Below are 19,425 nucleotides of genomic sequence, written 5' to 3' on the forward strand. Positions count from 1 at the left end.
GGGCTGATGGTCGCCGGGACCGGTTCGGACACCGGCAAGAGCGTGGTGACCGCGGGGATCTGCCGGTGGCTGACCCGGCAGGGCCTGCGGGTGGCGCCGTTCAAGGGCCAGAACATGTCGCTCAACTCGTACGTGACCCGGGAGGGCGCCGAGATCGGCCGGGCGCAGGCGATGCAGGCGCAGGCGGCCGGGGTGGAGCCGTCGGCGCTGATGAACCCGGTGCTGCTCAAGCCGGGCGGCGAGCAGCGCAGCCAGGTGGTGGTGCTGGGCAGGCCGGTCGGCGAGCTGAGCGCGCGCGGCTACCACGGCGGCAAGCAGGCGGAGTTGCTCGGCACCGTGGTGGACTGCCTCCAGGAGCTGGGCCGTACGCACGACGCGGTGGTCTGCGAGGGCGCGGGCAGCCCCGCGGAGATCAACCTGCGCCGTACCGACATCGTCAACATGGCGGTGGCCAGGAGCGCGCGGCTGCCGGTGGTCGTGGTGGGCGACATCGACCGCGGCGGCGTCTTCGCGTCCTTCTACGGCACGACGGCGCTGCTCGCGCAGGAGGACCAGCAACTCGTCGCGGGCTACCTGGTGAACAAGTTCCGCGGTGACGTCTCGCTGCTCAGGCCGGGCCTGGACATGCTGCGCGGCCTCACCGGCCGCCCCACCTTCGGGGTGCTGCCCTTCGCGCACGGCCTGGGCATCGACGAGGAGGACGGGCTGCGGGTGTCGCTGCGCGGCGCGGTGCGCGAGTCCGCGGTCGAGGCGCCCCACGGCGAGGAGGTGCTGCGGGTCGCGGTGGCCGCGGTGCCGCTGATGTCGAACTTCACCGACCTCGACGCGCTGGCCGCCGAACCCGGTGTGGTGGTGCGGTTCGTGGACCGCCCGGACGAACTGGCCGACGCCGACCTGGTGGTGCTGCCCGGCACCCGCGGCACCGTCCGCGCGCTGGAGTGGCTGCACGCGCGCGGCCTGGCCGACGCGGTACGGCAGCGCGCGGCGCAGGGCCGCCCGGTGCTGGGCATCTGCGGCGGCTTCCAACTGCTGGCCGAGCGCATCGACGACGAGGTGGAGTCGAAGGCCGGTACGGTCCGGGCGCTGGGCCTGCTGCCGGTACGGGTCCGCTTCGCCCGGGAGAAGACCCTCGCCCGCCCCGAGGGCACGCAGTACGGCGAGCAGGTGCGCGGCTACGAGATCCACCACGGGGTGGCCGAAGTGCGCGGCGGTGACGAGCCGTTCCTCGACGGCTGCCGGGTCGGCGCGGTGTGGGGCACCCACTGGCACGGGTCGCTGGAGAGCGACGGCTTCCGGCGGGCGTTCCTGCGGCAGGTGGCCGCGGCGGCCGGGCGGCGCTTCGAGCCCGCGCCCGGCACCCGCTTCGAGGCGCTGCGGGAGGAGCAGTTGGAGCGGCTGGCGGACCTGGTCGAGGAGCACGCCGACACCGGTGCGCTGCTGCGGCTGGTGGAGCAGGGCCCGCCGGAGGGCCTGCCGTTCCTGCCGCCGGGGGCGCCGTGAGACCGCCGCCCCGCGCCCACCAGGCACCGCCGCAGGCGCCGCGCACGGCCCCGTACCCACGACTTCCGCTCGAAGGAGCGATCCTGCCATGAGCATCACCTACCCGTTCACCGCTGTCGTCGGACAGGACGACCTGCGGCTGGCCCTGCTGCTCAACGCGGTCTCGCCCGCGGTGGGGGGTGTGCTGGTGCGCGGGGAGAAGGGGACGGCGAAGACGACGACGGTGCGCGCGGTCGCCGCGCTGCTGCCGGACGTGGCGGTGGTGCCCGGCTGCCGGTTCAGCTGCGACCCGGCCGCGCCGGACCCGGGCTGCCCGGACGGGCCGCACGACCCGGACCCGGCCGGCGCCCGGCGCGCCACGAAGCTCGTCGAGTTGCCGGTGGGCGCCTCCGAGGACCGGCTCGTCGGCGCGCTGGACTTCGAACGGGCGCTGGCCGAGGGCGTGAAGGCGTTCGAGCCGGGGCTGCTGGCCGAGGCGCACCGGGGTGTGCTCTACGTCGACGAGGTCAACCTCCTCAACGACCACCTGGTGGATGTGCTGCTGGACGCCGCCGCGACGGGGGCGAGCTACGTGGAGCGCGAGGGCGTGTCGGTGCGGCACGCGGCGCGCTTCCTGCTGGTGGGCACGATGAACCCCGAAGAGGGCGAGCTGCGGCCGCAGTTGCTCGACCGGTTCGGGCTGACCGTGGAGGTCACCGCCTCCCGCGAGACCGACGAGCGGGTGGAGGTGGTGCGCCGCCGGCTGGCCTACGACGCGGACCCGGCGGCCTTCGCCGCGCGGTGGGCGGAGGAGGAGCGGCGGACCCGGGAGCGGATCGCGGCCGCACGGGCGCTGCTGCCGTCGGTGGTGCTCGGCGACACGGTGCTGCGGCAGATCGCGGCGACCTGCGCGGCCTTCGAGGTGGACGGGATGCGCGCGGACATCGTGATGGCGCGTACCGCGACCGCGCTGGCGGCGTGGGCGGGCCGCACCGAGGTGACGGCCGACGACGTCCGGCAGGCCGCGCTGCTGGCGCTGCCGCACCGGCGCCGCCGCAACCCGTTCGACGCGCCCGGGCTGGACGAGCAGAAGCTGGACGAGGCGCTGGAGCAGGCCCGGCAGGAGGCCGAGCAGGCGGCGAACGACGTGGACGAGCGCCCGGGCCCGGACGACGACCCGGAGCCCGACCCCGATCCTGACGGCGGCCCCGGCCCGGACGGCGGCCCCGAGGGCGGCCCGGGCGGCGACGGCCCCGGCGGGGGCGGCGGGGTGCCGCCGCAGCGCGAGGACACCGCGGGCCCCGAGGCCGGCGACTCGGCCCCCGACACCGGCGCCGAACCCGCATCCCCGCAGCCCGGCGCGGGCGCGGGCGCGGCGGCAGGTGCCGAGCAGCCGCCGTCCGCCGCCGGTGAGCCGTACCGGACCCGGGCGCTGACCGTGCCCGGGCTCGGCGAGGGCGCGGCCGGGCGGCGCTCGCGGGCCCGCACCGCGCAGGGGCGGACGACGGGCGCGGAGCTGCCGCACGGCCGGCTCGCGGCGCTGCACCTGACGGCGACGCTGCGCGCGGCGGCGCCGCACCAGCGGGCGCGGGGGCGGGCGGGCGCCGGGCTGGTGGTGCGCCGGGCGGATCTGCGGCAGGCGGTGCGGGAGGGCCGGGAGGGCAACCTCGTGCTGTTCGTGGTCGACGCGTCGGGCTCGATGGCCGCGCGGAAGCGGATGGTGGCGGTGAAGGGCGCGGTGCTGTCGCTGCTGCTCGACGCCTACCAGCGGCGGGACAAGGTCGGCCTGGTCACGTTCCGGGGCGCCGGCGCGGAGTTGGCGCTGCCGCCGACGTCGTCGGTGGACGCGGGCGCGGCGCGGCTGGAGAAGCTGCCGACCGGGGGCCGCACCCCGCTGGCGGCGGGGCTGCTGCGGGCGCACGAGGTGCTGCGGGTGGAGCGGCTGCGGGACGCCTCGCGGCGGCCGCTGCTGGTGGTGGTGACCGACGGGCGCGCCACCGGCGGGCCCGAGCCGCTGCCGCGGGCGGCGCGGGCGGCCCGGCTGCTGGCCGCGTCCGGGGTCGCGTCGGTGGTGGTGGACTGCGAGACGGGCCCGGTCCGGCTGGGCCTGGCCGGGACGCTCGCCCGGGATCTGGGCGCCGCCGCGGTGACATTGGAGGAGCTGCGGGCCGACACGGTGTCCGCGCTGGTCAAGGACGTACGGAGGGCCGCGTAATGCCGCAGGGACAGCCGAGTGTGGTGCCGGACGACGGGCTGACCACGCGCCAGCGCCGCAACCGGCCGCTGACGATCGTGCACACCGGGCCGGGCAAGGGGAAGTCCACGGCCGCCTTCGGGATGGCGCTGCGGGCCTGGAACCAGGGCTGGCCGGTGGGGGTGTTCCAGTTCGTGAAGTCCGCGAAGTGGAAGGTCGGCGAGGAGCGGGCGCTGAAGGTGCTGGGCGCCTCCGGCGAGGGCGGCGAGGTCGTCTGGCACAAGATGGGCGAGGGCTGGTCCTGGGTGCAGCGCGACCCCGCCTCCAGCGAGGAGGCCGCCCGGGAGGGCTGGGAGCAGGTCAAGCGGGACCTGGCGGCCCAGACCTACCGGCTCTACGTGCTGGACGAGTTCGCGTACCCGATGCACTGGGGATGGGTGCCGGTGGCGGAGGTCGTCGAGGTGCTGCGGGACCGCCCGGGCAGCCAGCACGTGGTGGTCACCGGGCGCAACGCGCCGGCCGAACTCCTGGACTTCGCGGACCTGGTGACGGAGATGGCGAAGGTCAAGCACCCGATGGACACCGGGCAGAAGGGGCAGCGGGGGATCGAGTGGTGAGTCCGGCCACCGGTACGGGCGCGGTGCCCGAGCCGCGGGAGACGGTGCCGCAGGGCGCGGTGCCGCGGCTCGCGGTGCCGCGGTTCGTGGTCGCCGCGCCGTCCTCGCGCAGCGGCAAGACGACGGTCGCCACCGGGCTGATGGCCGCGTTCGCCGCGCGCGGCCTGGCCGTCTCCCCGCACAAGGTCGGCCCGGACTACATCGACCCGGGCTACCACGCGCTGGCCACCGGCCGGCCCGGCCGCAACCTCGACCCGTACCTGTGCGGGGTGGAGCGGATGGTGCCGCTGTTCCTGCACGGCGCCGCCGGGGCCGGGCTGGCCGTCGTGGAGGGGGTGATGGGCCTGTTCGACGGCGCCACCGGGCACGGCGAGCTGGCCTCGACCGCGCAGGTCGCCAAGGTGCTGGCCGCGCCCGTGGTGCTGGTGGTGGACGCGTCCGCGCAGGCCCGGTCGGTCGCCGCGCTGGTGCACGGCTTCGCGTCCTTCGACCCGGGGGTGCGGCTGGGCGGCGTGGTGCTCAACAAGGTCGGGTCGGCCCGGCACGAGGAGATCCTGCGCACGGCCCTGGAGGAGGTCGGTATGCCGGTGCTGGGCGCGCTGGGCCGCTCCGACGTGCTGGCGGTGCCGGCCCGCCACCTCGGGCTGGTGCCGGCGGCCGAGCGGCGGGCGGAGGCGCTGGCGTGGGTGCGGGCGGTGGCCGGAAAGGTCGCCGCGGGCTGCGACATGGACGCGCTGTTCGCGCTGGCGCGCACCGCTCCCCCGCTGGCCGGCCCCGCGTGGGACCCGGCCGCCGAAGTCGCCGCCGAAGTGGCCGTCGGCGCCCCCGCCGTACGCGCCGGCCGTACGGCCGCCCGGCCCGTGGTCGCGGTGGCCCGCGGCGCCGCCTTCACCTTCGCCTACCCCGAGCACGAAGAGCTGCTGGCCGCCGCGGGCGCCGACGTCGTCGGCTTCGACCCGCTGACCGACGAGGCGCTGCCGCCCGGCACCCGGGGGGTCGTGATCGGCGGCGGCTTCCCCGAGATGTACGGGCCCGAGCTGTCCGCCAACGGCGCGCTGCGCCGCGAGGTCGCGCGCTTCTCCGGCCCGGTGGCCGCCGAGTGCGCCGGACTGCTGTACCTGGTACGGGAGTTGGACGGGCATCCGATGTGCGGGGTGCTCGACGCGAAGGCGTGGATGGGCGAGCGGCTGACCCTCGGCTACCGCGAGGCGGTGGCCGTCGGCGACAGCGTGCTGGCCGCCGCCGGCACCCGGGTGCGCGGCCACGAGTTCCACCGCACCCGGGTCGAGCCGGGCGCCGGGCCGGCCCCGGCGTGGGGCTTCGTCCGCCCCGAGCGCCGCGTCGAGGGCTTCGCCCACGGCCGGCTGCACGCCTCCTACCTGCACACGCACTGGGCCGCGGCGCCCGCCCTGGCCCGGCGGCTGGTCACCTCCTGCGCGGCCGGGCCGCCCCGGTGACCGCACGGCCGTACCACGTCGGGGTGGGCGCGAGCCGCGCCGCGGACCCGGCCGAGGTGCTGGCACTGGTCCGCGCGGCGCTGGCGGAGGCGGCCGCACTGGCGGAGTCCCCCGGGCCGGTCGCGGCAGCGGGGCCCGCCGCCGCACCAGGGTTGGCGCGCATCGCCACCGTGGCCGGGAAGGAGGGCGCGCCCGCGATCGCCGGTGCGGCGGCCGAACTCGGCGTGGCGGTGGCCGGGTTCGGCCCGGCGGAGCTGGCGCGGGTGGCGGTCCCGACGCCGTCGCCGGTGGTGCTCGGCGCGCTCGGCACCCCGTCGGTGGCCGAGGCCGCGGCGCTCCTGTCCGCCGGTCCAGGCGCCGAACTCGCCCTGCCCAAACGGAAGTCGGCGCACGCCACGGTGGCGGTCGCCCGTGTCCCCCCTGGAGCCGACGACGTGTATCCCGACGGCCACGACCTGCGGCACCACGGCGACGCGGAGGTGGGTGAGGGGCTGGTCGACCTGGCGGTGAACGTCCGCGCGGGCACGCCCCCGGACTGGCTGGTCGAGGTGGTCGGCGCCACGCTGACCGGGCTGGCGGCCTATCCGGACGGGCGGGCGGCACGGCACGCGGTGGCGGTGCGGCACGGGCGGGCGGACGCGGAGGTGCTGCTGACCGCGGGCGCGGCCGAGGCGTTCGTCCTGCTGGCGCGGGTGCTGCGGCCGCGGCGCGCGGTGGTGGTGCACCCGCAGTTCACGGAGCCGGAGGCGGCACTGCGGGCGGCCGGGCACCTGGTCGAGCGAGTACTGCTGGACGCCTCCGACGGCTTCCGGCTCGACCCGGGCAAGGTGCCCGCCGACGCGGACCTGGTGGTGGTCGGCAACCCGACGAACCCCACCTCGGTGCTCCATCCGGCGGCGCTGCTGCGGGAGTTGGCCCGGCCGGGGCGCACCCTGGTGGTGGACGAGGCGTTCATGGACGCGGTGCCGGGCGAGCGGGAGTCCCTGGCGGACGGCGGCGGCGCGGTGCCCGGCCTGGTGGTGCTGCGCAGCCTGACCAAGACCTGGGGCCTGGCCGGCCTGCGGATCGGATACGTGCTGGGCGCTCCGGAGTTGGTGGCCGCGCTGGCCGCCGCGCAGCCGCTGTGGGCGGTGTCGTCACCCGCGCTGGCGGCCGCCGAGGCGTGCGTGTCGCCGGCCGCGGTCGCCGAGGCCGCCGAGGCCGCCCGGCAGGTCGCGGCCGACCGGGCCCACCTGCTGGCGCGGCTGGCCGAGTTGCCGCGGGTCGAGGTCGCCGGGCCGGCCCCCGCGGCGCCGTTCGTCCTGCTGTCCACGCCGGGGGCGGCGGACGTGCGCGCGGCGCTGCGGGCGTCCGGTTACGCGGTGCGCCGCGGCGACACGTTCCCCGGCCTCGGCCCGGACTGGCTGCGGGTGGCGGTACGCGACCGCCGTACCACCGACCGCTTCGCCGACGCGCTGGCCGAGGTGCTCACTTCACGCCCAGCGCGCTGAGGTCGATCTGGCCGAGTACCTGCTGCTGGTAGACGTTGGTCAGCCGCGGGCCGCGGTAGACCAGGTGGCGGTCGTAGACGACGGGCACCGTGGCGGCGTCGGAGAGCACCTGGGCGTCGATCTTCGTCCACGCCTTCTGCGCGGCCGAGGCGCTGGTGAGCGCGTCGGCCTGGTCGACCATGCTGTTCAGGGTGCTGTCGTCGAGGCCCGCGTAGTTGGTCTCCGAGCCGGGGGCGACGAGTTGGCGCAGGAAGCCGCCGCCGGTCGGGTAGTCGGCGACCCAACCGGTGTACACCATGCCCCACTTGGCCGCCTTGAGCTTCGCCGAGGAGAAGAGGGTGTCGTAGAAGTCGGTGCTGTCCACGACCTTGACGGTGACCTTGATGCCGACCTTCGCCAGGGCCGCCTGCATCGCCTCCATCGCCTGCTGGCCCCGGGAGGCGCCGGACAGGCCCACCAGGGTGGTGCTGAAGCCGCCGGGCTTGCCGCACTGGCTCAGTTCGGTCTTGGCGTAGCTGTCCACCGCTCCCCCGGTGGTGGAGGCGTACATGTTCGCCTTCGGGTCGTAGCTGATGTTGGTGGGCGGCAGCATCGTGGTGGCGACGTCACCGCCTTCGTACTGCCCGCCGAGCGCGGCCCGCACCTGCTCGCGGTCGATCGCGTAGGCGACGGCCCGGCGGCAGGCGACGTTGTCGAAAGGCGCCACGTCGGTGCGCAGGCTCAGGTAGCGGGTGGCGCCGGTGTAGGCGAGGTCGGCGTTGGCCTTGTTGGACGGGTCGTTGATGACCTTCGTCTCGGTGTCGTCGTCGAGCAGCGACTCGGTGAAGTCCAGGTCGGCGCTGCCGTCGAGGAGCGCCTGCTCGACGGCCTGCTGGGTGTCGTAGGACTTCAGCTGGTAGCCGGCGGGCAGTTGGGAGCGCACCGGGTCGGTGCTCGCCTGCCACTCGGTGTTGCGCACCAGGTGGAGCGACTTGCCGGGGGTGTAGTCGGCCACCTTGTACGGGCCGCTGGCCACCGGGTGCGCTTCGTAGTCCTTGCCGCCGCCGGTGTCGGCGCTCGGCGGGACCACGGCGCCGTCGGCCATCGCGAGGATGTACGGGAAGTCGGTGTAGGGCTTGGCGAGGGAGAAGACCACGGTGCTGTCGTCGGGGGTGGTGACCGACTTCAGGCCCATCTTGTCCGGGTCGCTGTCGTCGTACGGGCCCGGGTAGTGCTGGCCCTGGTCGAGCAGGTCGGACAGGTAGGTGGAGCCGTTGGGGTGCACCGTCAGGTCGAAGGTGCGCTCGACGCCGTACTTGACGTCCTTGGAGGTGATCGCCGAGCCGTCCTGGAAGCGCAGCCCCTTCTTCAGGTGGAAGGTCCAGGTCCGGCCGTTGTCGCTGACGTCGCCGGTGGTGGTGGCGAGGTCGGGCAGGAGCCGGCGGCCCTTGTCGCCGGGCGCGGGCGCGTAGCTGACCAGGCTGCGGTAGAGCAGCCGCTGGATGTTCCAGGCGCCGGGGTCGTAGGTGTTGGCCGGGTCCAGCAGCGCGTCGGGGAAGTTGGAGGTGGCCAGCTGCACGGTGCCGCCGGTCTGGGTGGAGGGGCGGACGACGCCGTCGTTGCCGCCGTTGAACCCGCTGCCCTCCTTGCCGCCGTGCCGTTTGAGGGCGGCCTGCGTGCCGACGACCGGTCCCGAGGTCGTCGGGTGCGGGTCGGGCGAGGGGCCCGGCTTGCCGCCGCCGCTGAGGGCCCCGGTGGCCAGCACGACCGAGACGGTGATGCCGGCGACGGCGAGTCCGGCCACGCCGGTGAGGACCTTGCGGCGGGTGTTCCAGCGCGGCCCGGGGACCTGCGCCAGGCCGGGGGCGGACGGCGGCGGGGTGCCGTTATTCGCGGGCGGCGGGGTGCCCGGTTGATACGGCGGGGGCAGCGGGACCTGCGGGCTGCGGGAGTAGGCGGGGTGCTCCGGCGGCGGGGTCGGGGACGGCTGCGGGCCGGCCGCGGCGGGCTGGTAGGGGCCGGGTATCTGCGGCGGGGGCGTGCCCTGGCCGGGCGGCGCGGGAAGGACGGGCAGGGCGCCGCCGACGCCGAAGGTGGCGCGCGGGTCGGCGCCGGCCGGCGGCTGGGCGGACGCGGCCGGGTTCGGGGTGGAGGCGGGGCCCGGAGTGGAGGCGGGGGTGGGGGCCGGGTTCGGGGTGGACGCCGGGCCGCTTCTCGGGGCGGGCTTCGCCAGGCCGAAGTCGGCGGTCGGCATCGTGGCCGGGCCGTTCACGGCCGCGGAGCGGGCGGCGGTCAGCCAGGCCCACAGCCGGGCCCGGTAGATCCCGGCGTCGGCCGGGCGGTCCGCGGGCGCCTTCGCGAGCGCGGCCATCACCAGTTCGTCGAGCTCCGGTGTCACCCGCGGGTTGCGGGTGGAGGGCGCGGGCGGCTCGGCGTGGACGTGCCAGTACATCAGGCTCAGCGGGTTGCCGTCGTGGAACGGCGGCTTGCCGGTGAGCAGTTCGGTGAGCACGCAGCCGACCGCGTAGATGTCGCTGCGGGCGTCCACGTCGCTGCCGTTGATCTGCTCGGGCGACATGTAGCTGGGGGTGCCGACGGAGGAGCCGGCGGTGGTCAGCCGCGTGTCGGTGTCCAGCACGCGGGCGATGCCGAAGTCGGCGACCTTGACCGCGCCTTCCTCGGTGACCATGACGTTGGCGGGCTTCACGTCGCGGTGCACGGTGCCGTGGCTGTGCGCGTGGGCGAGCGCGTCGAGGATGTCGCAGACGATCCGCACCGCCCGCTCCGGCTCGAACGGGGCCTGCTCGCGGACGAGTTGGGACAGGGTGCCGCCGCGGACGTACTCCATGACGAGGTACGGCACCACGGTGTCGCCGTCCCGGTACTCGTCCTGGTCGTGCACGGTGACGATGCCGGGGTGGTTCAGCCCGCCCGCGGCGTGCGCCTCGCGGGCGAACCGGCGGCGGGCGTCGGGGTCGAGCGCCAGTTCCGGCATGAGGGTCTTGATCGCCACGATCCGGCCCATCCGGGTGTCACGGGCGCGGTGCACCCGTGCCATGCCGCCGGAGCCGAGCAGCTCCGCGAGTTCGTATCTGCCCGCGAAAAGCCCGTCGCTCATACCTGCCCGCCCTGTCGCCCCACCGTGTCAGTGCCCATGCGGCGATCGTCAGCCGTCCCCGGGCGTGGGGACAGCCTACGGGGGCGGCGCCGGTGCCGGTGCCGCCCCCCGGGCTTGTTACCGCCTTGTGCCGGTCACGCGCCGCCGGTGGACGAACCGGCCGCCTTGCGGCGGCGGTTGGTGACCACGAAGGTGAGCGCGCCCGCGGCCACCAGCGCCGCGGCGCCGCCGGCGAGGTACGGGGTGCTGGAACTGGCGCCGGTCTCGGCGAGGTTGCCGGTGGACGCGGTGTCGGCGACGGTCTGGGTGCGGACCCCGGAGCCGGACGAGCCCGCCGAACCCGACGCGCCGGACGAACCCGCGGAGCCGGAGGAGCCCGACGAACCGGAGGAGCCCGCCGAACCGGCGGACCCGCCGCTGCTGCTCGAACCGCCGTTCGCGGCGCCGCCGTTGCCGGAGCCGCCCGAGGAGTGGCCGCCGGACGTACCGCCGTTGTCCGCGCCGGTGGAGGAACCGCCCGTCGACGAACCGCCGTTGGACGAACCCCCGGTGGAGGAGGTGCTGCCGCCCTTGGGAGTGCGGCAGGTGGCCCGGGCGAGGGTGATGTCCCCGGTGACGTGGGCGACGCCGAGGTTCAGCGGGTCGATGTCGACCCTGAGGTGCAGCGCGGTGGCCGCCGCGGTGCTGGAGGTGGTGACGGCGTCGGTCAGTTGGAGGTCCACCTCGCCGACGCCGGGGACGGCGACCTTGGTGGTGCCGACCGCCGACAGCTCGGTCCGCCGGCCGAGCACGGTCAGGCCGACCAGGTGCGAGGAGGCGGTCGGGCGGTGCCCGACCTGGCAGGTCGCGGTGGACGTCACCGCGTCCAGCTTGACCGCGGACAGCAGCGGCAGGCCGGGCACGTGCAGGTCGGCCCCCGCGATCCGGGCCACGCCCTCGGCCTTGTCCGGGCCGGTGGTGGCGTTCGCGGTGGCGGCGGTGGCGCGCAGCAGGTCGACGGCGCGGCCGGACTCGACGCCGTGGCCGACGGTGACGGTCAGCGCGGTCTTCCTGGCGTCGGCCGGGGCCTGCACGTCGTTGAGCGAGACGTTCAGCGGGACGTCCACGGCGCGGCCCAGCAGGGCCACGTCCAGGCTCGCGCGCAGGTCGGCGGCCGTGGCGGCGCCGGGGTCGTGCGCGGTCGCGGGCGCCGCCTGCACGGTCGGTGCGACGGCGAGCACGGCCACGGCCGCCACCGCCGTCGCGGCGCCGAGAGCGGCGGCCGAACGGCGTGCGGGCAGGCGGAAGTTGATGGTGCGGTACACGGTTGGGAAACCCCCACGTACGGGATGGCGCCCCCGGCGCGCGCTGATTGGGGACAGCCGCCGGGGACATCGACCCGGCAATATTTACGCACTGAGCGTCAACACACGGCTACACGCAGCCAGTTCACTCAGAAGGGTGGTTTCCGCGCGTGTCTTCGATTTCCGGCGTACGGCCGTTCCGTACGGTTCACCGCCGCGGGCGAGCGCGCGCCCTTCCGGGAGCGCGCCGGCGCGCTCCCGGCCTCAGGCGACGGTGCGCCCGCGCAGCACCACCCGGCGCGGCGCGGCCAGGACGCGGACGTCCGCGCGCGGGTCCGCCTCGTAGACGACCAGGTCGGCCGGCGCGCCCTCGGTCAGGCCGTCGCGGCCCAGCCAGCGCCGGGCGCCCCAGGTCGCGGCGGACAGCGCGGCCGTGGCCGGCAGCCCGGCGGCCACCAGCTCGGCCACCTCCGCGGCGACCAGCCCGTGCGGGAGGCTGCCACCCGCGTCGGTGCCCGCGTAGACGGGGACACCGGCGTCGTACGCGTCCCGTACGGTCTGGTAGCGGCGTGCGTGCAGCCGTTCCAGGTGGGCGGACCAGCGGGGGAACTTGGCGGCGCCGCCGGCCGCGAGCCGCGGGAAGGTGGCGATGTTGACCAGGGTGGGCACGATGGCCACGCCCCGCTCGGCGAAGAGCGGGACCGTCTCGGCGGTCAGGCCGGTGGCGTGCTCGACGCAGTCGATCCCGGCGGCCACCAGGTCCGTCAGGGAGTCCTCGGCGAAGCAGTGCGCGGTGACCCGGGCGCCCTCCTCGTGGGCGGCCGCGATCGCCTCGCGCAGCGCGTCCCGCGGCCAGCACGGCGCGAGGTCGCCGATGCCGCGGTCGATCCAGTCGCCGACCAGCTTCACCCAGCCGTCGCCCCGGCGCGCCTCGCGGCGCACGTAGGCGGTGAGGTCGCCGGGCTCGATCTCGTGGGCGTAGTTGCGGATGTAGCGGCGGGTGCGGGCGATGTGGCGGCCGGCGCGGATGATCCGGGGCAGGTCCGCGCGGTCGTCGATCCAGCGGGTGTCGGCAGGGGTGCCGGCGTCGCGCAGCAGCAGGGCGCCCGCCTCGCGCTCGGTCAGCGCCTGCTTCTCGGTGGTGGCCTCGTCCACGGCGCCGTGCGCGTCGAGGCCGACGTGGCAGTGCGCGTCCACCAGCCCGGGCAGCACCCAGCCGGTGGCGGTCGCGGTGACCTCGGCGGCGGGCCGCCGGTAGGTGATCCGGCCGCCGACCACCCAGAGTTCGTCCCTGACCTCCGCGTCGTCCGGGCCGGCCAGCACCCGGCCCCGCACGTGCAGCACCTCGTTCGCTCCGGCTCCCATACGGGCACTGTACGGCCCCGGGCGGCCCCGGCGTCAGGGCGTCACGACGTGAGACGCCAGGGCGTCAGGAGACCGCGTCAGGAGACCAGGGAGGACAGGTCGACGGCGTCGGCCATCGCCAGCATCCCCGCGTCATTGGGGTGCAGGTGGTCGCCGGAGTCGTACGCGGGGGCGAGGGCGCCGGGGTTCGACGGGTCGCGGAGGGCCTGGTCGAAGTCGGCCACCGCGTCGAACGCGCCGCTGGTCCTGATCCACCGGTTGACCTGCTCGCGGATCGCGTTCATCGCGGGGCTGAGCTTGCTGTAGGGCAGGATCGTCGCGCCGATCATCCGGACCCCGGCGGCGTGACCGCTCGCGATGAGGGTGCGATAGCCGTCGATGAGGTCGCGCGCGGTCAGCGGGCCGCCGGTGCTGTTGATGTCGTTGCTCAGGTCGTTGACGCCCTCGAGCACGATGACGTCCTTGACGCCGGGCACGCCGAGCGCGTCGTGGTCGAAGCGCTGGACGCCGCTGGGGCCGCGGTGGATCTGCGGGGCGACGCTCAGCAGGCGGTTGCCCGCGATGCCCGCGTCGGTGACGCCGAGCCGCTGCCCGCCGGGGGCGCTGGACAGCCGCCGGGCGAGCTGGTCGGGCCAGCGGCGGTTGGCGCCCGCGGTCGAGTGGTAGCCGTCGGTGATCGAGTCGCCGAAGGCGACCACGGTCGCGTGCGCGGTCGGCGAGACCACGTCGAGGCCGGACAGGTAGTACCAGGAGCCGCGGGTACGGGCGTAGCCCGCGGCGGAGTCGTCGGCGGCGTGGTCGACGCCGTCGGTGGAGACGTACGTCGTCTCGTACGCCTCGCGGTGGAAGGTGGAGGGGCCGGTCGGGCCCGGCAGGTAGAGGCTGACCAGCAGGTTCTGGTCGGCGTTCACCCGCATCGGGATGACGTCGCTGTAGCGCTCGCCGCCCGCGGCCACCGTGGTGGAGCGCGAGCCGCCGAACGTGACGCGGTGGTGGCTGCCCGCCACGGCGCGGCCGCCGTCGTACTGCTCGGCGACGTCGGCGGCGCCCACCGTCAGCGGGCGGCCGCTGCGCAGGTCGGAGACCTTGATCCGCAGCCCGGAGCCGCCGACGCTGGTGTGCACCACCATCCGGACCGTCTGGCGGCGGAAGGACGGCCCGCCGGCGCTCATGGCGCTCTCCCAGGCGCCGACCCGGCCGGGGTAGGTCGCGGCGCTCTGCCGGCTGCTGGTGGCGGTCGCGGTGGCGGTGGCCTGGCCGCGGCCGTCGTCGTGGCGGCCGCCGTGCGCGTTGGAGACCAGCAGCGCGCCGACCGTGGCGGCGGCGACCACGCCGGCCGCGGGGGCCAGCACCGAGCGGCGCAGCGACCGGCCGCGTGTGCGGAGGCGGGGGGCGCGGCGGGCGGGGGACATGCGGGTTACTCCCAAGGTGGTCGCGTGCGGCCTGCGGTCTGGCGGGTCGGACGCCCCGTGCCGGGCGGCGGAGTTCCGTCGCATGTCTACAGCCCTTCCGAAAGCATATGCGGAGAACTGGTCACGACCACATCAGCGTCCCATGTGCTCAGGCCCTTCACAGCTCCGCACACCCGCACCCGGGGTGCGGCCGTCTCCGTCACCCGTACGGGGACGCGCCGGAGGTCTGTTCCGGTTCCGCCGGCAGTTCCGGCGCGGGCAGCCGCGTGAAGGTGGCGCGGTAGTCGGAGGGGGTGAGCCCCACCCTGCGGACCAGGTGCTGGCGCAGGGAGTCGGCGGTGCCCAGTCCGCTGGCGCGGGCGACCTGGTCGACCGGCAGGGTGGTGGTCTCCAGCAACTCCCGGGCGCGCTCCAGCCGTTGGTGCAGCAGCCACTGCAATGGGCTGAGGCCGGTCTCGGCGTGGAAGCGGCGGCTGAGGGTGCGCACGCTCACGGCGGCGTGCCGCGCGAGGTCGGTGAGGGTCAGCGGGCGGTCGAGCCGGGTCATCGCCCAGGCGCGGGTCCCCGCCAGCGAGGTACCGGTCTCGGCGGGCAGCGGGGTGTCGGTGAACTGCGCCTGGCCGCCCGGCCGTACGGGGGCGACCAGCGCGAGGCGGGAGACGGTGTTGGCGACCGCGGCGCCGTAGTCGGTGCGCACCAGGTGCAGGCACAGGTCGATGCCGGCCGCGTAGCCGGAGGAGGTGAGGATGTGCTCGTCCTGCACGTAGAGCACGTCGGGCTGGATGACCACGTCGGGGTACTTCTCGGCGAACTGCCGGGTGTAGGCCCAGTACGTGGTGGCGTTGCGGCCGTCGAGCAGCCCGGCCTCGGCGAGCAGGAAGGCGCCGGTGCAGATGGAGGCGATCCGCTTGCCGTCCCGCCCGGCCGCCCGCAGGGCGCTCAGCACACGCGGGTCGGGGTGCTCGGCCGCGCCGGTGCCGGCCACGATCACGGTGTCGGCGCGGTCGACCGCGTCCAGGCCGCTGCGGATCACCAGGTCGGCGCCGCCGCTGGTGGTGACGGTGCCGGGGTCGGGCGTGCACATCTCGACCTCGTAGCCGGGCCGGCCGTCCAACTGGACCTTCAGCAGGAGCAGTTCGGGCACGGCGAGGTTGAACAGCGAGACGGGCTCGGAGGCGATGACGGCGACGCGGTGCGGGCGGTGGGAGGTGAAGGGTCCGGCGGCGGGCCGGCGCGCCGCGCCCGCGGGGCCGGGCGCCTCCGGGTCGGCGGTCTCGGGGTGCTCGGCGGCCTCGGGGCGGTCCGCCGTCTCGGGGTGGTCCGCGGTCTTCGGGTGGTCGGCCGTCTCCGGCCCCGCGATCGTCATGGCCAGAACCTCCGGGAGTATGGCATTCAGGCCACTACTGTAGGCGGGCCGCGCTCGGCACGCTGAACGCATGCCACAGGAACGCGTCACCCCCGAGCCGCACCTCCCGTCCTGCCGGGAGCAACCGCTCCCGTCCCCCGCGGCGGCACCCGCCGGCGCGGACCCGTCGCCGGCCGGCTCCTCCCCCCGTCTGACCCTGGTCGCGGCGGTGATCGGGTTCTTCCTGGTCACCCTCGACACGTCCGTGGTCAATGTCGCCCTGCCGGCCATGGGCCGCGAACTGCACGGCGGCCTGTCCGCCCTGCAATGGGTCGTGGACGGCTACACGCTCGCGTTCGCGTCGCTGATGCTGTCCACCGGTGCCCTGTCGGACCGGGTCGGCGCGAGCCGCGCGTTCGCGGTCGGGGCCGCGGTGTTCACCGCCGCGTCCGTGGCGTGCGGCCTGGCGCCGGACCTGGCGCTGCTGGTGGCCGCGCGGGTGGTTCAGGGCAGCGCGGCGGCCGTGGTGCTGCCCTCGTCGCTGGCGCTGGTGCGCCAGGCGTTCCCCGACGCGCGCCGGCGGGCGCGGGCGATCGCGGTGTGGGCGGCGGGCGGGTCGATCGCGGTGGCGCTCGGCCCGGTGGCCGGCGGCGCGCTGACCACGGCGTGGAGCTGGCGGGCGGTCTTCTTCGTCAACCTGCCGGTGGGCGCGGCCGCGCTGGCGCTGTCCACGCGGGTGGCCCGCTCCCCGCGGCGCCCGGCGCCGCTGGACCTGCCGGGGCAGGCCACGGCGGTGGTGGCGCTGGCCGCGCTGACCTACGCGGTGATCGAGGGCGGCGCGGCGGGCGCGGTGGCGGGCGCCGTCGGGGTGCTGGCGCTGGCCGCGTTCCTGCGGGTCGAGGCCCGGCACCCGCACCCGGTGGTGCCGCTCGGGCTGTTCCGGAACGGCGCCGCGGCGACGGCGATCGCCTCGGGCGCGGCGGTGACGTTCGGGTTCTTCGGCGGGGTCTTCGTGCTCAGCTTGTTCTTCCAGCAGGTGCGCGGCGAGTCGGCGCTGACCGCGGGGCTGATGTTCCTGCCGATGACGCTGGTGATCTCGGTGATGAATGTGCTCTCGGGCCGGATCACCGACCGCCACGGGCCCGGGGCGCCGATGCTGGTCGGGCAGGGCGGGGCGGTGGTCGGGCTGCTGGTGCTGCTGCCGGTGGGCGCGGGCACGCCCGCGGTGCTGACCGCGGTCGCGATGGTGCCGCTCAGCCTCGGCGCCGCGCTGGCGGTGCCGGCGTTGACGGCCGCGGCGATGGGGGCGGTGCCGGGTGAGCGGGCCGGGATGGCGGCGGGCGTGCTCAACGCCGGGCGCCAGGTGGCGGGCGCGTTCAGCGTGGCGGTCTTCGGCGCGCTGGTCGGCGACGGCACGCACTTCGTGGCCGGGATGCGCCGGGGGCTGCTGATCGCGGCGGTGCTGCTGGCGGCCGCCGCCCTGGCCACCGCGTACGGGCTGCGCGGCGCGCGGGGCGAGACGTCCGCGGCGGGAGGACGCAAGCTGGGAGGGGGGAGGGAATGAGGCCGGCCGGGCAGCAGGCTTTCGGCCGGGGGTTTCCACCGAGGCCGAGGAGGTCCGCCATGGCGTCCGGCAAGGGGTTCAAGGTGCGCCGGGTCTACGACCCGCCCGAGAAGGACGACGGGGTACGGGTCCTGGTCGACCGGCTGTGGCCGCGCGGGGTGTCCAAGGACGCGGCCGGCATCGACGAGTGGCCGAAATCGGTGACCCCCTCCGCCGACCTGCGCAAGTGGTTCCACGCCCACGAGGACCGGTACGGCGAGTTCACCGACCGCTACCGCGCGGAACTGAGCGCCCCGGACCTGGCGGACGACCTCGCCCACCTGCGCGACCTGGCCGCCTCCCGGCCGGTGACCCTGCTGACGGCGGTCAAGCACCCCGACCACAGCCACGTCCCCGTCCTCCTGGACTCCCTGCGCGACGGCGACGCGTCGTAGCGGCAGGGAGCGGGATCGTACGGGGGCGCGGCTGCCGCGGCGGTCAGGGGCGGCCGGTGACGCGCTGCGGGACGCGGTGGGGGTTGTCGTCACGCAGTTCGGGCGGGAGCAGCGCGGGCGGGGTGTCCTGGTAGGCGACCGGGCGCAGCCAGCGCTCGATGGCGGTGGCGCCGACGGAGGTGGACGTGGAGGTGGTGGCCGGGTAGGGGCCGCCGTGGTGCTGGGCGCCGGTGACTGCGACGCCGGTGGGCCAGCCGTTGACCAGGACCCGGCCGGCCAGTGCGGTCAGCCGGGTGAGCAGTGCGGCAGCCGGGCCGTCGGGGTCGGCCGCCTCGTCGGCGCCGAGGTGCGCGGTGGCGGTGAGGTTGCCCGGCAGGCGGTCGAGCACCGCGTCGAGCTGGCCGGCGCCGTCGTAGCGGACGACCACGGTGAGCGGGCCGAAGCACTCCTCCAGCAGCAGGTCGTACGCGCCGGGGGCGGCGAGTTCCGCGGCGTCGGCCACGACGTAGCCGGGGCGGACGGCGAGCGGGTCGGCGGCGCCGCCCGCGGCGACCGGTGCGGTGACGGCGGGCAGCGCGGCGCGGGCGGCGGTGCCCTTGAGGAAGTTCTCCCGCATCCGCCCGTCGAGCAGGACCCCGGCGGGGGCGCTGTCCGCGGCGGCGGTGAGCGCGGCGACCAGCCGGTCCCCGTCGGCGCCGGCGGGGGTGAGCACCAGGCCGGGCTTGGTGCAGAACTGCCCGCTGCCGAGGGTGAAGGAGCCGGCCAGGCCCGTGCCGATCTGCTCGGCCCGCTCGGCCGCAGCGGCGGGGGTGACCACCACCGGGTTGAGGCTGCCCAGTTCGCCGTGGAAGGGGATCGGGCGGGGGCGGGCGGCGGCCGCGTCGAACAGCGCCCGGCCGCCGCCGACCGACCCGGTGAAGCCGGCCGCGGCCACCAGCGGGTGCTGGACCAGTTCGACGCCGGCGGTGAAGCCGTGCAGCAGCACGACGGTGTCGGCGGGCAGCCCGGCCGCGACCGCGGCCTCGCGCAGCAGCCCCGCGGTCAGCTCGGAGGTGGCCGGGTGGTCCGGGTGGGCCTTGACCACGACCGGGCAGCCCGCGGCGAGCGCGCTCGCGGTGTCGCCGCCGGGGACGGAGAAGGCGAGCGGGAAGTTGCTGGCCGCGTAGACCGCCACCACGCCGAGCGGGATCTTGTAGCGGCGCAGGTCCGGCCGCGGGATGGGCTTGGCGTCCGGGTCCGGGTGGTCGATGATCACGTCGAGGAACGCGCCTTCGTCCACGACGTCGGCGAAGGTGCGCAACTGGAAGGCGGTGCGGGCCAGTTCGCCGGTGAGGCGGGGTGTGCCGAGGGCGGTCTCGGCGTCGGCGGCGGCGATCACCCGCTCGGCGTCGCGCTCCAGCAGGCCGGCGGCCGTCCGCAGCAGCCGGGCCCGTGCGCTACGGTCGGCGAGGCCGGGGAGCGCGGTGGCGGCGGCGCGTACGGCGGCGTCGACGTCGTCGGCCGTGGCCTCGACGGCGACCTGCTCGCGCTGCTTCCCGGTTCGGGGGTCCACGCTCCAGACTGGTACTGCTGCCACCGGATCTCCACCTCCGTGTGTGCGGGCCGGCCGGCTGCCGGGCGAGCCGATCGCCCGCCGGTGCGCCCGGGTTGTTCCCCGGCGCCCGTTGTCCCGACCCGCTCGTTCTCTA

General features: G+C 76.1%; 13 protein-coding genes. 7 read left to right on the forward strand and 6 right to left on the reverse strand.

The genetic code is table 11. The features are described 5' to 3' along the window. Nucleotides 1-6 precede the first annotated feature (6 nt). The 5 genes from AC3EVP_RS13155 (at nucleotide 7) to cobC (ending at nucleotide 7,237) form a co-directional block, all read left to right on the forward strand. On the forward strand, nucleotides 7-1,500 hold the full coding sequence (locus AC3EVP_RS13155; protein ID WP_435129799.1) for a cobyric acid synthase: 1,494 nt from the start codon (nucleotides 7-9) through the stop codon (nucleotides 1,498-1,500). Between the two features lie 88 nt (nucleotides 1,501-1,588). Further along, entirely contained in the window at nucleotides 1,589-3,694 is a 2,106-nt protein-coding gene (locus AC3EVP_RS13160) for a putative cobaltochelatase (protein WP_435129545.1), read from the forward strand. Beyond that, a complete protein-coding gene (gene cobO / locus AC3EVP_RS13165) occupies nucleotides 3,694-4,290 on the forward strand; it encodes a cob(I)yrinic acid a,c-diamide adenosyltransferase (RefSeq protein ID WP_435129548.1) in 597 nt (198 codons plus the stop codon). Before AC3EVP_RS13160 ends, cobO begins: the two co-directional genes overlap by 1 nt. Before the next feature lie 59 nt (nucleotides 4,291-4,349). Next, nucleotides 4,350-5,747, forward strand: coding sequence for a cobyrinic acid a,c-diamide synthase CobB (locus AC3EVP_RS13170; protein WP_435129802.1), 1,398 nt, complete (start codon nucleotides 4,350-4,352; stop codon nucleotides 5,745-5,747). A gap of 23 nt (nucleotides 5,748-5,770) precedes the next feature. Next, the gene (gene cobC / locus AC3EVP_RS13175; RefSeq protein ID WP_435129551.1) at nucleotides 5,771-7,237 is read left to right on the forward strand and encodes an Rv2231c family histidinol phosphate aminotransferase CobC; all 1,467 of its coding nucleotides are present in this window, start codon (nucleotides 5,771-5,773) and stop codon (nucleotides 7,235-7,237) included. Here the strand turns inward: cobC and AC3EVP_RS13180 are convergent. The 5 genes from AC3EVP_RS13180 to AC3EVP_RS13200 all read right to left on the reverse strand — a co-directional run bounded on the left by AC3EVP_RS13180 (nucleotide 7,215) and on the right by AC3EVP_RS13200 (nucleotide 15,760). Beyond that, nucleotides 7,215-10,334, reverse strand: coding sequence for an ABC transporter substrate-binding protein (locus AC3EVP_RS13180; protein ID WP_435129554.1), 3,120 nt, complete (start codon nucleotides 10,332-10,334; stop codon nucleotides 7,215-7,217). The two genes, cobC and AC3EVP_RS13180, sit on opposite strands and share 23 nt — an antisense overlap. 134 nt (nucleotides 10,335-10,468) lie before the next feature. Continuing rightward, entirely contained in the window at nucleotides 10,469-11,638 is a 1,170-nt protein-coding gene (locus AC3EVP_RS13185; protein ID WP_435129557.1) for an SCO1860 family LAETG-anchored protein, read from the reverse strand. 243 nt (nucleotides 11,639-11,881) lie between these two features. After that, the gene (locus AC3EVP_RS13190; protein ID WP_335973300.1) at nucleotides 11,882-12,982 is read right to left on the reverse strand and encodes an amidohydrolase family protein; all 1,101 of its coding nucleotides are present in this window, start codon (nucleotides 12,980-12,982) and stop codon (nucleotides 11,882-11,884) included. 77 nt (nucleotides 12,983-13,059) lie between these two features. Continuing rightward, nucleotides 13,060-14,394: an SGNH/GDSL hydrolase family protein gene (locus AC3EVP_RS13195; protein ID WP_435129561.1), complete on the reverse strand. Its 1,335-nt coding sequence runs from the start codon at nucleotides 14,392-14,394 to the stop codon at nucleotides 13,060-13,062. A 199-nt stretch (nucleotides 14,395-14,593) separates the two neighbouring features. Further along, entirely contained in the window at nucleotides 14,594-15,760 is a 1,167-nt protein-coding gene (locus AC3EVP_RS13200; protein WP_435129564.1) for a GlxA family transcriptional regulator, read from the reverse strand. 70 nt (nucleotides 15,761-15,830) lie between these two features. On the opposite strand from AC3EVP_RS13200, the gene AC3EVP_RS13205 reads away from it, so the two are divergent. Both AC3EVP_RS13205 and AC3EVP_RS13210 read left to right on the forward strand, forming a co-directional pair. Continuing rightward, on the forward strand, nucleotides 15,831-17,303 hold the full coding sequence (locus tag AC3EVP_RS13205) for an MFS transporter (protein ID WP_435129567.1): 1,473 nt from the start codon (nucleotides 15,831-15,833) through the stop codon (nucleotides 17,301-17,303). 59 nt (nucleotides 17,304-17,362) lie between these two features. Next, complete coding sequence (locus AC3EVP_RS13210; protein WP_435129570.1) at nucleotides 17,363-17,737, forward strand: DUF488 domain-containing protein; 375 nt, start codon at nucleotides 17,363-17,365, stop codon at nucleotides 17,735-17,737. Nucleotides 17,738-17,780: 43 nt separating this feature from the next. Here the strand turns inward: AC3EVP_RS13210 and AC3EVP_RS13215 are convergent, their stop codons facing one another. Continuing rightward, the gene (locus AC3EVP_RS13215; RefSeq protein ID WP_435129573.1) at nucleotides 17,781-19,313 is read right to left on the reverse strand and encodes an aldehyde dehydrogenase (NADP(+)); all 1,533 of its coding nucleotides are present in this window, start codon (nucleotides 19,311-19,313) and stop codon (nucleotides 17,781-17,783) included. Nucleotides 19,314-19,425: the final 112 nt, after the last annotated feature.

The organism is Actinacidiphila sp. bgisy144, from assembly GCF_057708105.1.

What these genes read in the sequence shown, in the direction of transcription:
- AC3EVP_RS13180 (WP_435129554.1), bottom strand. Translation starts at nt 10,334, where the DNA reads ATGAGCGACGGGCTTTTCGCGGGCAGATACGAACTCGCGGAGCTGCTC.
- AC3EVP_RS13160 (WP_435129545.1), top strand. Translation starts at nt 1,589, where the DNA reads ATGAGCATCACCTACCCGTTCACCGCTGTCGTCGGACAGGACGACCTG.
- AC3EVP_RS13205 (WP_435129567.1), top strand. Translation starts at nt 15,831, where the DNA reads ATGCCACAGGAACGCGTCACCCCCGAGCCGCACCTCCCGTCCTGCCGG.
- AC3EVP_RS13195 (WP_435129561.1), bottom strand. Translation starts at nt 14,394, where the DNA reads ATGTCCCCCGCCCGCCGCGCCCCCCGCCTCCGCACACGCGGCCGGTCG.
- AC3EVP_RS13190 (WP_335973300.1), bottom strand. Translation starts at nt 12,982, where the DNA reads ATGGGAGCCGGAGCGAACGAGGTGCTGCACGTGCGGGGCCGGGTGCTG.
- AC3EVP_RS13200 (WP_435129564.1), bottom strand. Translation starts at nt 15,760, where the DNA reads ATGACGATCGCGGGGCCGGAGACGGCCGACCACCCGAAGACCGCGGAC.
- cobO (WP_435129548.1), top strand. Translation starts at nt 3,694, where the DNA reads ATGCCGCAGGGACAGCCGAGTGTGGTGCCGGACGACGGGCTGACCACG.
- AC3EVP_RS13210 (WP_435129570.1), top strand. Translation starts at nt 17,363, where the DNA reads ATGGCGTCCGGCAAGGGGTTCAAGGTGCGCCGGGTCTACGACCCGCCC.
- AC3EVP_RS13155 (WP_435129799.1), top strand. Translation starts at nt 7, where the DNA reads ATGGTCGCCGGGACCGGTTCGGACACCGGCAAGAGCGTGGTGACCGCG.